Source organism: Amycolatopsis sp. PS_44_ISF1, from assembly GCF_032335455.1.
Classification (GTDB): Bacteria; Actinomycetota; Actinomycetes; order Mycobacteriales; family Pseudonocardiaceae; genus Amycolatopsis.
On sequence record NZ_JANUXO010000004.1, the window covers coordinates 394,005 to 406,825 of the forward strand.

16 protein-coding genes are annotated in these 12,821 nt (G+C 72.0%); 7 read left to right on the top strand and 9 right to left on the bottom strand.

Annotated features, from left to right (window positions below; all coding sequences use genetic code 11):
• The first annotated feature begins 98 nt into the window (after positions 1 to 98).
• Genes NYF13_RS31655 through NYF13_RS31670 form a run of 4 tightly spaced genes read left to right on the top strand, consistent with a single transcriptional unit; the run spans position 99 to position 3,918 of the window.
• Complete coding sequence (locus NYF13_RS31655; RefSeq protein WP_315661600.1) at positions 99 to 1,115, top strand: alpha/beta hydrolase family protein; 1,017 nt, start codon at positions 99 to 101, stop codon at positions 1,113 to 1,115.
• Entirely contained in the window at positions 1,112 to 1,945 is an 834-nt protein-coding gene (locus NYF13_RS31660; RefSeq protein WP_315661601.1) for an SDR family NAD(P)-dependent oxidoreductase, read from the top strand. Before NYF13_RS31655 ends, NYF13_RS31660 begins: the two co-directional genes overlap by 4 nt.
• Positions 1,942 to 3,195 carry a glycosyltransferase gene (locus NYF13_RS31665; protein WP_315661602.1) on the top strand — a complete coding sequence of 418 codons (1,254 nt, stop codon included), beginning with the start codon at positions 1,942 to 1,944 and terminating at the stop codon, positions 3,193 to 3,195. Before NYF13_RS31660 ends, NYF13_RS31665 begins: the two co-directional genes overlap by 4 nt.
• 51 nt (positions 3,196 to 3,246) lie before the next feature.
• Positions 3,247 to 3,918 (top strand): VOC family protein, encoded by a 672-nt coding sequence (locus NYF13_RS31670; RefSeq protein ID WP_315661603.1) that lies wholly within the window; start codon positions 3,247 to 3,249, stop codon positions 3,916 to 3,918.
• 56 nt (positions 3,919 to 3,974) lie between these two features.
• Here the strand turns inward: NYF13_RS31670 and NYF13_RS31675 are convergent, their stop codons facing one another.
• Both NYF13_RS31675 and NYF13_RS31680 read right to left on the bottom strand, forming a co-directional pair.
• Positions 3,975 to 4,658 (bottom strand): type II CAAX endopeptidase family protein, encoded by a 684-nt coding sequence (locus tag NYF13_RS31675; RefSeq protein WP_315661604.1) that lies wholly within the window; start codon positions 4,656 to 4,658, stop codon positions 3,975 to 3,977.
• Positions 4,659 to 4,700: 42 nt separating this feature from the next.
• Entirely contained in the window at positions 4,701 to 5,162 is a 462-nt protein-coding gene (locus NYF13_RS31680; RefSeq protein ID WP_315661605.1) for a hypothetical protein, read from the bottom strand.
• Positions 5,163 to 5,241: 79 nt separating this feature from the next.
• On the opposite strand from NYF13_RS31680, the gene NYF13_RS31685 reads away from it, so the two are divergent.
• Positions 5,242 to 5,781, top strand: a complete 540-nt coding sequence (locus tag NYF13_RS31685) for a TetR family transcriptional regulator (protein ID WP_315661606.1) — start codon at positions 5,242 to 5,244, stop codon at positions 5,779 to 5,781.
• Here the strand turns inward: NYF13_RS31685 and NYF13_RS31690 are convergent.
• The 3 genes from NYF13_RS31690 to rlmN form a co-directional block, all read right to left on the bottom strand.
• Positions 5,765 to 6,364, bottom strand: coding sequence for a TetR/AcrR family transcriptional regulator (locus NYF13_RS31690; RefSeq protein ID WP_315661607.1), 600 nt, complete (start codon positions 6,362 to 6,364; stop codon positions 5,765 to 5,767). The two genes, NYF13_RS31685 and NYF13_RS31690, sit on opposite strands and share 17 nt — an antisense overlap.
• A gap of 95 nt (positions 6,365 to 6,459) precedes the next feature.
• Positions 6,460 to 6,732, bottom strand: a complete 273-nt coding sequence (locus NYF13_RS31695) for a hypothetical protein (protein WP_315661608.1) — start codon at positions 6,730 to 6,732, stop codon at positions 6,460 to 6,462.
• A 29-nt stretch (positions 6,733 to 6,761) separates the two neighbouring features.
• The gene (gene rlmN, locus NYF13_RS31700; protein WP_315661609.1) at positions 6,762 to 7,868 is read right to left on the bottom strand and encodes a 23S rRNA (adenine(2503)-C(2))-methyltransferase RlmN; all 1,107 of its coding nucleotides are present in this window, start codon (positions 7,866 to 7,868) and stop codon (positions 6,762 to 6,764) included.
• A gap of 169 nt (positions 7,869 to 8,037) precedes the next feature.
• Between rlmN and NYF13_RS31705 the strand changes: the two genes are divergently transcribed.
• Positions 8,038 to 8,721: a PadR family transcriptional regulator gene (locus NYF13_RS31705; protein WP_315661610.1), complete on the top strand. Its 684-nt coding sequence runs from the start codon at positions 8,038 to 8,040 to the stop codon at positions 8,719 to 8,721.
• Here the strand turns inward: NYF13_RS31705 and NYF13_RS31710 are convergent.
• Positions 8,625 to 9,473 carry a class I SAM-dependent methyltransferase gene (locus NYF13_RS31710; protein ID WP_315661611.1) on the bottom strand — a complete coding sequence of 283 codons (849 nt, stop codon included), beginning with the start codon at positions 9,471 to 9,473 and terminating at the stop codon, positions 8,625 to 8,627. The genes NYF13_RS31705 and NYF13_RS31710 overlap by 97 nt on opposite strands.
• A gap of 119 nt (positions 9,474 to 9,592) precedes the next feature.
• On the opposite strand from NYF13_RS31710, the gene NYF13_RS31715 reads away from it, so the two are divergent.
• The gene (locus NYF13_RS31715; protein WP_315661612.1) at positions 9,593 to 10,435 is read left to right on the top strand and encodes a VOC family protein; all 843 of its coding nucleotides are present in this window, start codon (positions 9,593 to 9,595) and stop codon (positions 10,433 to 10,435) included.
• 52 nt (positions 10,436 to 10,487) lie between these two features.
• Here the strand turns inward: NYF13_RS31715 and NYF13_RS31720 are convergent, their stop codons facing one another.
• From NYF13_RS31720 to pyrH, 3 genes are read right to left on the bottom strand one after another with little or no spacing between them, the layout of a single operon-like run.
• The gene (locus tag NYF13_RS31720; protein WP_315661613.1) at positions 10,488 to 11,411 is read right to left on the bottom strand and encodes a phosphatidate cytidylyltransferase; all 924 of its coding nucleotides are present in this window, start codon (positions 11,409 to 11,411) and stop codon (positions 10,488 to 10,490) included.
• A complete protein-coding gene (gene frr, locus NYF13_RS31725) occupies positions 11,411 to 11,968 on the bottom strand; it encodes a ribosome recycling factor (RefSeq protein WP_315661614.1) in 558 nt (185 codons plus the stop codon). The genes NYF13_RS31720 and frr overlap by 1 nt, the downstream gene beginning before the upstream one ends.
• Positions 11,969 to 12,020: 52 nt before the next feature.
• Positions 12,021 to 12,764: a UMP kinase gene (pyrH, locus tag NYF13_RS31730; RefSeq protein ID WP_315661615.1), complete on the bottom strand. Its 744-nt coding sequence runs from the start codon at positions 12,762 to 12,764 to the stop codon at positions 12,021 to 12,023.
• Between the last annotated feature and the right edge of the window lie 57 nt (positions 12,765 to 12,821).

The window sequence follows — 12,821 nt, forward strand, 5'->3', positions numbered from 1 at the left end:
TCCGGCTTCACACTGGGACGGACAATTGCTTTTCCCAGCCGGGTCCACCTACCCTATCGGCCCACCGGCCCCTTTTTTCGAGAAGAGAAAAAATGCTCATGCGCACGCATCGATACTTGCTGCCGGTACTGGCTCTCGTGCTCTCGGCGGTCGTCGCGACGCCCGCCCTCGCCGACCAGGCCGGGCCCGGGGTCCAAGCGGACGACGGTTCGCACGTGGTCGCGGAGAACACCGTCGGGGGCGATCCGCGGACGCTCGACCTCACCGTCCGCTCGACCGGCGTCGGGGGTTACGCCATGGTCCGGCTGATCCTGCCGTCCGGCTTCGCCGCGGAACCGGACCGCACGTGGCCGGCGGTGTACCTGCTGGCCGGGGAGACCCGGCGGCAGGACTACCTCGGCTGGAGCGCCAACACCGACATCCGCCGGCTGGCCGATCGGGCCGGGGTCCTGGTCGTCATGCCGGGGACGGGCCCGGCGGGCTTCTTCACCGACTGGTGGAACTACGGCAAGGACCTCGACCTCAACCAGTGGGAGACGTTCACCGCGGTCGAGCTGCCCCAGCTGGTCGACCGCGGCTACCGGGGCGACGGCCGCCGCGCGGGGGCCGGGCTCTCCCTCGGCGGTTACGGCGCCTTCGAGCTGGCGGCGCGGCGGCCCGGTGTGTTCCGCTACGCCGCGTCCTACAGCGGCAACCTGTACCCGACCGGGCCCACCGGCGAGCTGCTGACCGACGCCATCGTCGCCTCGGCCCGGCTCGACCCGGGCGCGCTCTGGGGCGACCGGCGCGCCCAGTCTTCGCTGTGGGAGGCGCACGACCCGCTGGTCAACGCCGAGCGCCTGCGCGGCACCGAGCTGTACCTCTCGGCCGGCAACGGCCTGCCCGGACCGCTCGACGGCAAGCTCCCGATCGACGTCCTGCCCGGCGCCATGCTGCTCGAATTCCTCTGCGGCGGGCAGAGCACGGCCATGGCCGACCGGTTGCGCCGGCTCGGTGTCCCGGTGACCACCGACCTCTACGGGCCGGGCACGCACCAGTGGGCGTACTGGCAGGAGCAGTTGCACAAGACCTGGCCGCGCATGCTGCAGGTGCTCGGCGCGGGGGCGGGCTCGTGAGCCGGCCGTCCTATGTGGTCACCGGCGCGTCGAGCGGGATCGGGCGCGCCTGCGTCGGCGAGCTGGCCCGTCGGGGCGCGCACGTGTGGGCGAGCGTGCGGACCGGCGAGGCCGGCCGTGAGCTGGAGGCGGCCTACGGCGATGCGGTCACGGTGCTGCGGATGGACCTGCGCGACACCGCCTCGGTGGCCGCCGCCGGAGCCCGGGTCGCCGGCGGCGGTCAGTTGCACGGCTTGGTCAACAACGCCGGCCTCGCGCGGCCCGGGCCGCTGGAGCACATCCCGCTGGAGTCGTTCCGGGAGCAGCTGGAGGTGAACGTCACCGGACAGCTCGCGGTGACCCAGGCCATGCTGCCCGCGCTGCGCCGCGCCGAGGCGGCCCGGGTGGTGACGGTGGGCTCGATCGGCGGCCGGATCGCGGGTCCGATCGTCGGGCCCTACCACGCTTCGAAGTTCGCCCTGGTCGGGCTGACCGACACCCTGCGGGCCGAGCTCGCGCCCTCGGGCATCCGCGTGGTCCTGGTCGAGCCGGGTGCGGTCGCCACGGCGATCTGGCCCCGGGCGCGGGCGGCGGCGGAGGAACTGCGGGCCGCGCTGCCCGCCGGGGCGCTCGAACGGTATGGGGCGCAACTGGAATCGGCGGACCGCAGCGCCGAGCGTTCGGCCCGCGCCGGGGTTTCGCCGCGCAAGGCCGCGCAGGCGATCGTGCACGCCCTCACCACCCCGCGTCCGGCCCCGCGCTACCTGATCGGCACCGACGCGCGGATCGCCGCGGTGCTGGCGAACCTGCCGTTCCGGGTGCGGTACCGGCTGACCGCGGCGAAGCGATGAGCCGCCCGGTGACCGGCGCGGCCGGAGGCGCGCGGGGCCGTCAGGTGGTGATCCTCGCCCCCGGTTCTCGCGGGGACGTGCAGCCCTGCGTCGCGCTGGGCCGGGGCCTCACCGCGGACGGCGACCGGGTGCGGGTGCTCGCCGCGCCCGCCTTCCGCGCGCTGGCCGAGGAGAACGGCCTCGGTTTCGCCCCGCTGTCCGCCGATCCCGCGGCCATCCTCGGCTCGGCGGCCGGGCGCGCCTGGACCGCCGGCGGCCCCCTGACCTTCCTGCGCGGATTCCGCGAGGTGCTGCGGCCGCTGCTGGACCGGCTGCTGGCCGAGGTGCACGCCGGGGCGGCGGACGCGGACCTGGTTCTCGCGCCCACGCTCGGCTTCCTCGGCACGCACCTGTCCGAGCACCTGGGCGTCCCGCACGCCGAACTGCACTACCAGCCCAGCGTGCCGACGCGGTTCTTCCCGCACCCGCTCCTGCCCTGGGTTCGGCGGCTGGGGCCGGGTCCGCGCCGCTTGAGCTACGGCGTGGTGGACGGCCTGGCCTGGCGGCTGCTCCGGTCCGAAGTGGACGGATGGCGGGCCGGCCCGCTCGGCCTGCCCCCGGCCGGGTGGCGCGGTCCCCGGCGGGATTCCCCCGTGCTGTGCGGTTTTTCCGAGGCGGTGATCCCGCGCCCGCCGGACTGGCCCGCGCGCGTGCACGTCACCGGGTACTGGTTCCTGGACGAGCCACCGGGATGGTCCCCGCCGCCGCGGCTGCGGGACTTCCTGGCCTCGGGCCCACCCCCGGTTTACGTCGGCTTCGGCAGCATGCGGCCGGACCGGGCCGAGCCGACCTTCACCGCGGTCCGCACCGCCTTGCGCCGGCTGGGTCTGCGCGGACTGCTGGGCGCGGACGCCGTGCCCGAGTCCGAAGACCTGCTGCCGGTGAAGGACGTTCCGCACTCCTGGCTGTTCCCGCGCACGGCGGCCGCCGTGCACCACGGCGGTGCGGGCACCACAGCGGCGGCCCTGCGGGCCGGCGTTCCTTCGCTGGTCTGCCCGATGTTCTCCGATCAGCCGTTCTGGGGGGCGCGCGTGCACGGCCTCGGCGCGGGTCCCCGGCCACTTCCGCTCCGCTCGTTGACCGCCGACGCGCTGGCCGGTCGTCTGGAGACACTGCTGCAACCTCCGGCGCGCCGCTCCGCCGAACGCGTTTCGGCGCGACTGCGGCGGGAAGACGGGGTGGCGAGGGCCTGCGCCGTGCTGCGCGGGTGAGCCCGGGCGTTACGCTCGGCTGGAGGGCTTTCCCGCGAACCGGAGGTTGGGTTGTTCCACCTGGACCACATGGCGCTGGGCGTGCCGGATTTCGACCGGGGCGTGCGGAAACTGACCGAAGAGACCGGACTGGGCAGTTATCCGGGCGGGGTGTTCAGCGGCGGGCTGAGCAACTGGATCTTCCCGTTGGGCGGTGACGTCTACCTGGAGGTCGAGGGCATCACCGGGGTGGCCGAAGGCCCGGCGGAGTGGTTCCGGCGGGCCACCGCCGACGGTGGCGACCGGTGGATGTTCTGGTGCCTGCGCGCGGACACCCGCGAGGAGCTGGACCAGGTCGCCGCGCGGCTGGGCAGCGAGGTCCAGGTCCGGCCGGGCCGGCGCGAGCCCGACGGCACCCAGCGCGTGATCACCAGCACCCCGTCCGGGGAAGTGGCCCGGCGGGCCCGGCAGCAGGGCCTGCCGAACTGGTACTACCGCGAAGATCCGGCCAAGAACCCGGCCCGGCGCGAGGTGGCGGGCGACCGGGCCGCCGCGGGCGTGGCCTGGCTGGAGGTGGCCGGCGACCGCGCGCTGTTTCGCGAGCACATCGGCGCGGAGACCTTCGACCGGCTGCCGCTGCGGTTCGTCCCCGGTGAACCGGGCCTGCACGCGGTCGCGGTCCGGACCGCCGAGGGCGGGCAACTGGTGATCCGGCGGGCCCCGGCGGGCCAGGACACGTACTGAGCCCGATCCGCGGTGACCCGCCCGGGCCGGGCACCGCGGCTCGGGCCACCCGTGGCTCAGGAGCCGGCCAGTAGCGCCAGGACCGCGCCCAGGCCGTTGTTCACCGCGTGCACGATCACCCCCGGCCACACCGACTCGCTGCGCACCAGCAGGACGCCGTTGAGCACGCCGACGACCACCGCCGGGATCAGCGCCAGGTTGATGCCGTGGACCAGCGCGAAGACGACGGCGCTGCCGAGCACGGCCACCCAGGAGCCGTACTTCGTGAGCGCCGTGGCGAGCACGCCCCGGAACAGGAACTCCTCCCCCAGCGGGGTCAGCACCGCGATGCCCAGCAGGTACAGCGCGAATGGTGCCCCGCCCGCGACGGTCGCGGACTGGTAGTCGCCCTGCACGTCACCGGCCGTGCTCCCGCTGATCGCGACGTAGAGCACGCCGATGACGCGGGTCAGGACCAGCGCGAGCAGCCCACACCCGAGCGCGATGAAGACCCAGCGCAGCGGGATGGCGCGGACGCTGAACGCGGGCCAGGCGCGGAGCCGGAGCCCGAACGCGGCGAAGAAGCCGAGCAGGCCCATGATCCCGGAGAGCGCGGCCAGCCCGATCCCGCTCGAGACCGGCGAATCGTGGGTGAGCGCGACCACGATCGGCGGTCCGACCAAGTAGCTCAGCGCGTAGACCGCGGCGCCGGCGATGATTTCCGGCCAGCCGGGCTTGGCCGCGCGGGTCGTGGAATCCATGGCGGTTCCTCTTCTCTCGGTGGGGTGGGGGTGGGGGTGGGGTCAGCCGATGGCGGTGATGCCGAACGCGGCGAGGACGGCGACGATCGTGCCCCAGAGCACGATCGAGACCAGCTCCCAGACGATCACCTTGGTGCGCGGCGCGCCGAGGGCGATGAGCGCCGCGGCGGAGATCTGCGTCGGGTGGCCGAGCAGCGCGACCCCAGGGACGCCGAAGCGGTCGAACAGCTTCTTGACCCGGGTCCGTGCGGGGGTGGTCTCGCGCTCCTTCCCCCGGGTCGCGCGCCGGCGCACGGAGTCGGTGACGAAGGCGATCGCGATCATGATGGCGGCGTTGCCCAGGATGGCGCAGACGGCGGCGGCCACTGGGTGGACCCCGGCCACGATGCCGATGACGCCGCCGAGGTAGCTCTCGACGAAGGGGATGGTCGCGACCAGCGCCACCCCGAGCCACTGGAGGGCGCCCGGCCACGAGCCGACGAGGTGCTGCAGGTTTTCGATCATCGTTCCCAGCTCACTTCCGGTCGTTTCCGCACAGTGTACGGCACACCGTACCGCACGCCGTGCGCATAGGCTGGACCGTATGGTCACGCGGGAGGAAGTCATGCGGGCCGCGCTCGGCCTGGCGGCGGCGGAAGGGCTCGGTTCCCTGAGCGTGCGCCGGGTCGCGGCCGCGGCGGGGATACCGGCGACCACGCTTCGCCACCGTTTCCCGGCGCAGGCCGATCTGCGCTCGGCGGTCGCCGCGGAACTCGCCCGCTGCCCCCTCGATGACCTCTCGATCGCCGACGAGCGGCGCGAGCCGTCGGAGCGGCTGTACGAGTGCCTGGCCCAGCTGCTGCCCCGGGACGCCGCGGCGGTCGAGGGATGGTTCGAGCTGTGCCGGATGTCGAACTCGGACACCGGCGGCGCGCAGCGATCAGGCGCCGGATCGGTACGCCGGTGGCTGACCATCCTCGCGGGCCACGGCCACCTGCGGCCCCATGAGGTCGACGCTCAGGTGTCGGCCGCGTTCGCCGTGGTCAACGGCCTGTACCTGCGGGCCGCGATCCGCCCGGACCTCGATGCCGCGCGGGCCACCCTGCGGTGGTTCGCCGAGCGGGTGGTCAGCCCGCCTCGGTGACCAGGGCCTGCTTCACGAACCAGCGAAGCGTGTCTTCCACCCGGCCGAGCGCCGCTTCGTCCGGGTTGAGCAGGAGGTCGAGCTGAAGTCCGTCCACAATGGTCAGAAATCGGCCGGCCAGCACCTCGGGTGGTTCCGGCAGCCCGCACCCGTCCTCGGCCAGCCGGGTGAACCAGCGCCCGACGATCGAGGCCGACTGCTCGTACCCGGACCGCACGAGCTCCAGCACCTCGGGGTTGGTCTCGGGCCCGACCGAGAGGGTCAGCAGCTCGAACCAGACCGTGAGGGCGTGCCGCAACTGCGCCATGCGGGGGAAGAACTGCGAAAGACTCGCGTGCAGCCGATCCGCCGGTGTGCGGGAGGTGTCCCCGATCCAGTCGTCGCTGAGCGCGTGGGCGGCGAGCCGCTCCGCGACCGCCCGGTAGAGCAACGCCTGCGACGGGAAGTACGTCCGCAGCGTCGTCGCGCCGATCCCCGCTTCAGCCGCGACGGACCGCACGCTCAGCCCCCGCAACCCCTCCGTCCTGGCCAGGCGCGTCGCCACGTCCAGGATGTGCTGTCGCTTGTCGGCATTCCCCACCACGCGGTGATCCTATAGCTCGGCGCCACCGGGCCGGACGGTCCAGGCCGCCAGGTCCGGCCGCCACCCGGCGCGGACGGTACCGCCGGTGATCGGGTTCAGCGGTCGAGCCACGGAGCCAGCAGCTTCTCCAGATCGGCATCCGACAGCGCCCGCGGGCCGCCGTGGAACTCGTGCCACCGGGAAGCGTCCCGCGCGGCGTAGAAGTCGACGTCGAACGCCCGCATCAGCACGTACATGAAGCTCACCGAATCGAACCGGTCGCCGAGCAGGGTCTGGGCCGTGCGGGCGACCTCGGTCGCGGTGCGGCCGGAGACGTCGAGCTTCAGCTCTTCGGCCGCCGGGTCGAGCAGGCGGGGGGCAGGCATCATGGTTATTTCTCCATCACAGAAACGAAAACTCAGCCCTCGGCGGCGAGCTGGCCACAGGCCGCGGCGATCTCCTGGCCCCGGGTGTCGCGGACCGTGCACGCGACGCCGCCGGCGTTGACCAGCCGCACGAACTCCCGCTCCACCGGCTTCGGCGACGCGTCCCACTTGCTGCCCGGCGTCGGGTTCAGCGGGATCACGTTCACGTGCACCAGCTGGCCCAGGTGCTTGCGCAGCCGCTTGGCCAGCAGCTCCGCCCGCCACGGCTGGTCGTTGATGTCCCGGATCAGCGCGTACTCGATGGAAACGCGACGGCCGGAGGTGTCCGCGTAGTAGCGAGCGGCCGAGAGCACCTCGTCCACCGACCAGCGCTCGTTCACCGGCACCAGGGTGTCCCGCAGCTCGTCGTCCGGCGTGTGCAGCGAAACGGCCAGCCGCACCTGCATCTTCTCGTCCGCCAGCTTGCGGATCGCCGGAGCCAGGCCCACCGTCGACACCGTCACCGAACGCTGGCCGATGCCCAGTCCGCCCGGCGCCGGGTCCGTTATCCGGCGCACCGCCGCGACCACCCGCTTGTAGTTCGCCAGCGGCTCGCCCATGCCCATGAACACGATGTTCGACAACCGGCCCGGGCCGCCGGGCATCGCGCCGTCGCGCATCACCGCGGCGGCCGAGCGGACCTGGTCGACGATCTCCGCCGTGGACAGGTTGCGGTCGAGCCCGCCCTGCCCGGTCGCGCAGAACGGGCAGGCCATGCCGCAGCCGGCCTGGCTGGAGATGCACAGCGTGGCCCGGTCCGGGTACCGCATGAGCACGCTCTCCAGCAGGGTGCCGTCGTGCGCGCGCCAGAGGGTCTTGCGGGTGGCGCCGTCGTCCGCGGCCAGGGCGCGGACCTCGGTCAGCAGCGTCGGCATCAGATCGGCGACCAGGCGCTCGCGCGACGCGGCCGGGATGTCGGTCATCTCGGCCGGGTCGACGGTCAGGCGCGAGAAGTAGTGGTTCGACAACTGCTTGGCGCGGAACGGTTTCTCACCGAGCGCGGCCACGGCCTCGGCGCGCTCGGCGGACGAGAGGTCGGCGAGGTGGCGCGGCGGCAGGCCGCGCTTGGGCGCATCGAAGACGAGGGGGAGAGCAGTCATAGCAGATCCAGTGTCCCATGCCAACCAGCCACGGTTGCCGGCACCCACTCGGCCCGGTTCCGGCCAGCCCTCGACCGTCGTGACCAGCGTCACTCGAAAATAGTTGTCGAACGACCGTTAGCGATATATCGTGAACGTGTCGCAATAGTTCACGAAAGGAACGCTCATCATGAGACGACAACACCCCTTCGCAGGAAGGCAGCACAACGAACACGGGGACCACGGCCGTCCGGCCTTCGGCCCCTGGGACCGTGGCGACTTCGGTGGCTTCGGCCTGGGTGGTCGCGGCGGACGCCGTGGCCACGGCGGTCCGGGCGGACGGCGAGGCCCCGGCGGCCCGCGTCGCGGCCGTCGCGGCGATGTCCGCGCGGCGATCCTGACTCTGCTCGCGGAGCAGCCGCGGCACGGCTACGAGATCATCCGCGAGATCGGCGAGCGCAGTGGCGGGCTCTGGAAGCCCAGCCCCGGCTCGATCTACCCGACCTTGCAGATGCTGGCCGACGAGGACCTGGTCGTGAGCAAGGACGAGAACGGCAAGAAGCTGTTCGAGCTCACCGAAACCGGCCGTACCGCCGCCGGGGAGCAGACCGGGACCCCGCCGTGGGAGCACTTCGCCGAGGACGTCGACCCGGTCGAGGTCGACCTGCGCAAGGCGGGCGCCACGCTGGCGGCCGCGGTCGTGCAGGTGATGCGGGCGGGCAGCTCGGGCCAGCAGGCCCGGGTGGTGGCCGTGCTCAACGAGGCGCGCCGCTCGATCTACACGATCCTCGGCGAGGTCGAGGACGAGTCCGAAAAGGGCCCGGACGGCCGGGAAAGCGCGGAGGGCGCCGAGGGCGCCGGATCCGCGGAGTGACCCGGCACGACGAGGCCGGTGGGCTTGACCCGTGCGTGCACGCGATAGCCCACCGGCAGCGTCACCTCACCGTCGCCGGGATTCAGCCGCCGAACCTCGGCGATCGCCCGTTTCGCGGTCTTCGCGCTGAATTCGATCTTCAGCACTGACTCCATCGCGGCGGCGTCGGCGAACCGCCAACGGGTCGTGACCCGGCGGCAGCCGAAGCCCTCGGCCGCGAAGAACCGTTCCACCGCGGGCGGTTCGTAGTGCGGCAGGTCCGCGCGCATCCACCCGCCGTACGGCTCACTGGTCACGTCCAGGTCGACGATCAGGATCGAGCCGCCCGGCCGCAGCACGCGTTCCGCTTCACGCAGCCCCGGTTCGCAGCCCGGGCCGAAGAAGTACGCGGTCCTCGCGTGCACCACATCGACACTCACGTCCTCCACCGGTAGCCGCTGCGCACGGCCCTGGCGGACCTCGGTGCTCGGCAGCGCCGCCACCCGCTTCGCCGCGTCACGCGCGAGCGGGGCGTGCGGCTCCACGCCGAGCACCGAGCGGGCGTCGCGGGCGAAGTACGGCAAATGGAACCCGTCTCCGCAGCCGAGGTCGAGCACGTCACGACCGGCCCAGTCGCACTCTTCGCGCGCAACGCGCCAAATCTCGCCTTCGACGTCCTGCGCCCGGTTTTCGACTTCGTACGCCTGCTGGTAGTACCAGATGTTGGGGCTCGGCAGCACGTCCGCCGAACGGTGCCCCGGGAACCATCGCACGAACCACTCCAACGACTTTCGGGCACCGACGGTTCCGTGATGTTCACGATTCGCTGCTCACGGCGAAAAAACCACCGGCAGCGCATAGGCTTGTTCCCCGTCCAAGAGGAGGTCCCCGCATGGCGTTCGACTCGGCCCATCCGTCACCGGTGCCGGCCGGTCTGCCCTGCTGGATAGAAGTCTCCTGCGTCGACGAAACGCTGTCGCAGCAGTTCTACACGGGTCTGTTCGGCTGGCAGTACGAGGTGCGCCGCGATCCCGCGACACCGACCGGGCGCTACTCGATCGCTTCGCTGGGCGGGACGCCCACCAGCGGCCTCTATCAGCGCGGGAGCCACAGCCCGCCCGGATGGACCCTGCACATTTCCGTGCCGCACACCGCCAGCGCGGCCGAATGGGTGGAGCACCTCGGCGGCCAGGTCACGCTCGGTCCGACGGCGATCCCGGGGCGCGGCAACATCCTGCACGTCCTCGACGCCTGCGGTGCGCCCGTGGTGTTCTGGGAGGCCCCGCCCGACTGGGCGTTCGCCACCGACCAGCCCAACACCTTCAGCGGCGCAGACCTCAACACCCACGACGGCGTGGCCGCGGACCACTTCTACAGCAAGCTTTTCACCTACTCCTGCCACCAGATCGGCGACGGGGACAGCGTCGACTACGCCGAGTACCTGATCGACCACGCGCCGGTGCTCTACCGCTACGTGATGGGCGCGGAGTACACCCGCGACACTCCCCCGCACTGGCTGGTCTACTTCGACGTCGACCCGGCGCGCGGCGCGGACGCGACCGCGGGCCAGGCGCTGATGCTCGGCGGTTCCGTGGTCGTGCAGCCCTACGACACCCCGTTCGGCCGCGTCGCCATCCTGGCCGACCCGGACGGCGCGGTGTTCGCCGTGATCGACCACTCGCGCAGGCTCGAAGACATCGGCCGCGCCGAGGTCGACGACCCCTACGACGACTGAAGTCCGGCCCTCGCCACAGTTCGGCGAGGAACGCGGTCGAAGGGCCGGCCGGTCAGGACGGGATGAAGGCCGAGAGCAGCAGCCAGGAGACCACGGCCGAGGGCAGCAGCGAGTCCAGCCGGTCCATGATGCCGCCGTGACCGGGCAGCATCGTGCCCATGTCCTTGATCTTGAGGTCCCGCTTGATCAGCGATTCCACCAGGTCGCCGAGCGTGGCGGTGAGCACGATGGCCACGCCGAAGACCGCACCCTGCCAGGCCTGGCCGTGCAGCATCAGGCCGATCGTCAGCACCCCGGCGGCGATTCCGGCGATCATCGACCCGGCGAAGCCCTCCCAGGACTTCTTCGGGCTGATGGTCGGCGCCATCGGGTGCTTGCCGCCCAGCACACCGGCGATGTAGCCGCCGGTGTCGGAGGCGACCACGGCGATGAGGAAGGTCAGCACGCGGCCGACACCGTCGTCCGGCGGCACCAGCATCGCGGCGAACGCACCGAACAGCGGCAGGTACGCGCTGGCGAACACCGAGGCCGCGATGTCGCGCAGGTAGCCGTCCGCGCCGCCGGGCAGCCGCCAGACCAGGCAGGCCAGCACCGTCAGCACGAACGCGGTGAGCGCGCCCTCCCGGCCGAACGGCCAGGCCAGCCAGATCATCGCCTGGCCGCCGACGAGCACGGGGATCATCGCGACCCGGAGGTTCGCCACCCGGCGCAGCACCCCGGCGAATTCGAACGTGCCCACGCCGATCGCGACCGCGATGATCCCGATGAAGACGAACCGGACGGTGAGCAGGGAGACGATGATCGCGACGCCGAGCAGCAAGCCCACGCCGATGGCCGCGGGCAGGTTCCGGCCGGCCCTGGAGGCGCTGGATGCGGTGGGCTCCGGCGGGGGCGGCTCGGCCGGAGCCGGCTTCCCGACCGGCTCCGGCGGGGTGGGCTCCACCCGCTCTTCTCGTTCCTCGCTCACCTGGCTCATCAGACCTCGAGCAACTCGGCTTCCTTGTGCTTCACCAGCTCGTCGACCTGGTGGGAGTAGGTGTCGGTGAGGTTCTGCAACTCCTTCTCGGCGCGCGCGACCTCGTCCTCACCCGCTTCGCCGTCCTTGACGATCCGGTCCAGCTCTTCCTTGGCCTTGCGGCGGACGCCGCGGATCGACACGCGGGCGTCCTCGCCCTTGCCCTTGGCGACCTTCACCATCTCCTTGCGCCGCTCCTCGGTGAGCTGCGGGATGACGATGCGGATCACGTTGCCGTCGTTGCTCGGGTTCACCCCGAGGTCGGACTCGCGGATGGCCTTCTCGATGGCGCCCAGCTGGGTCTGGTCGTACGGCTTGATGAGGACCATGCGCGCCTCGGGCACGTTGACGCCGGCCAGCTGGTTCAGCGGGGTCATCGCGCCGTAGTACTCGACGACGATCCCGGAGAACATCGACGGGTTCGCCCGGCCGGTCCGCACGGACGCCAGGTCGTCCTTCGCGACGGACACCGCTTTTTCCATCTTCTCCTCGGCGTCGAGGAGGGTCTCGTCGATCACGGCTAACTCCCGGTGTTGTGATGGTTGGACCCTGCGGATGATCCCAGCAGGTCTACGCCGACGCCCCGCCGGCGGGGGTGCTGACCAGCGTCCCGATCCTCTCACCACCCACCGCGCGGGCGATGTTCCCCTCGGTGAGCAGATTGAACACGATGATGGGCATGTTGTTGTCCATGCAGAGGCTGAACGCGGTGGCGTCGGCGACCTTGAGGTCGCGCTCCAGCACCTCGCGGTGGGTGATCTCGCGGAACATCTTCGCGTCCGGGTCGCTCTTCGGGTCGGCGGTGTAGACGCCGTCGACGGCCTTGGCCATCAGCACGGCCTCGCAACCCAGCTCCAGCGCGCGCTGCGCGGCGGCGGTGTCGGTGGAGAAGTACGGCATGCCGACTCCGGCGCCGAAGATGACCACGCGGCCCTTCTCCAGGTGCCGCTCGGCGCGGCGCGGGATGTACGGCTCGGCGACCTGGCCCATGGTGATGGCGGTCTGCACGCGGGTGGGCAGGCCTTCCTTCTCCAGGAAGTCCTGCAGGGCCAGGCAGTTCATCACGGTGCCCAGCATGGCCATGTAGTCGGCGCGGTCCCGGTCCATGCCCCGCTGGGACAGCTCCGCACCGCGGAAGTAGTTGCCACCGCCGATCACCACCGCGATCTGGACCCCGGTGCGCGCGACCGCCGCGATCTGCTGCGCCACCGAGTGCACGACGTCGGGATCGACCCCGATCGAGCCGCCGCCGAACATCTCGCCGCCCAGCTTCAGCAGCACCCGCCGGTAGCCGCCCTCGACGCGGTCACCCATGTATGTCGCCTCCTGTGTTCGATGGCCGCCTCCCGGGGAGCCGGCGGGCCCGCCTGG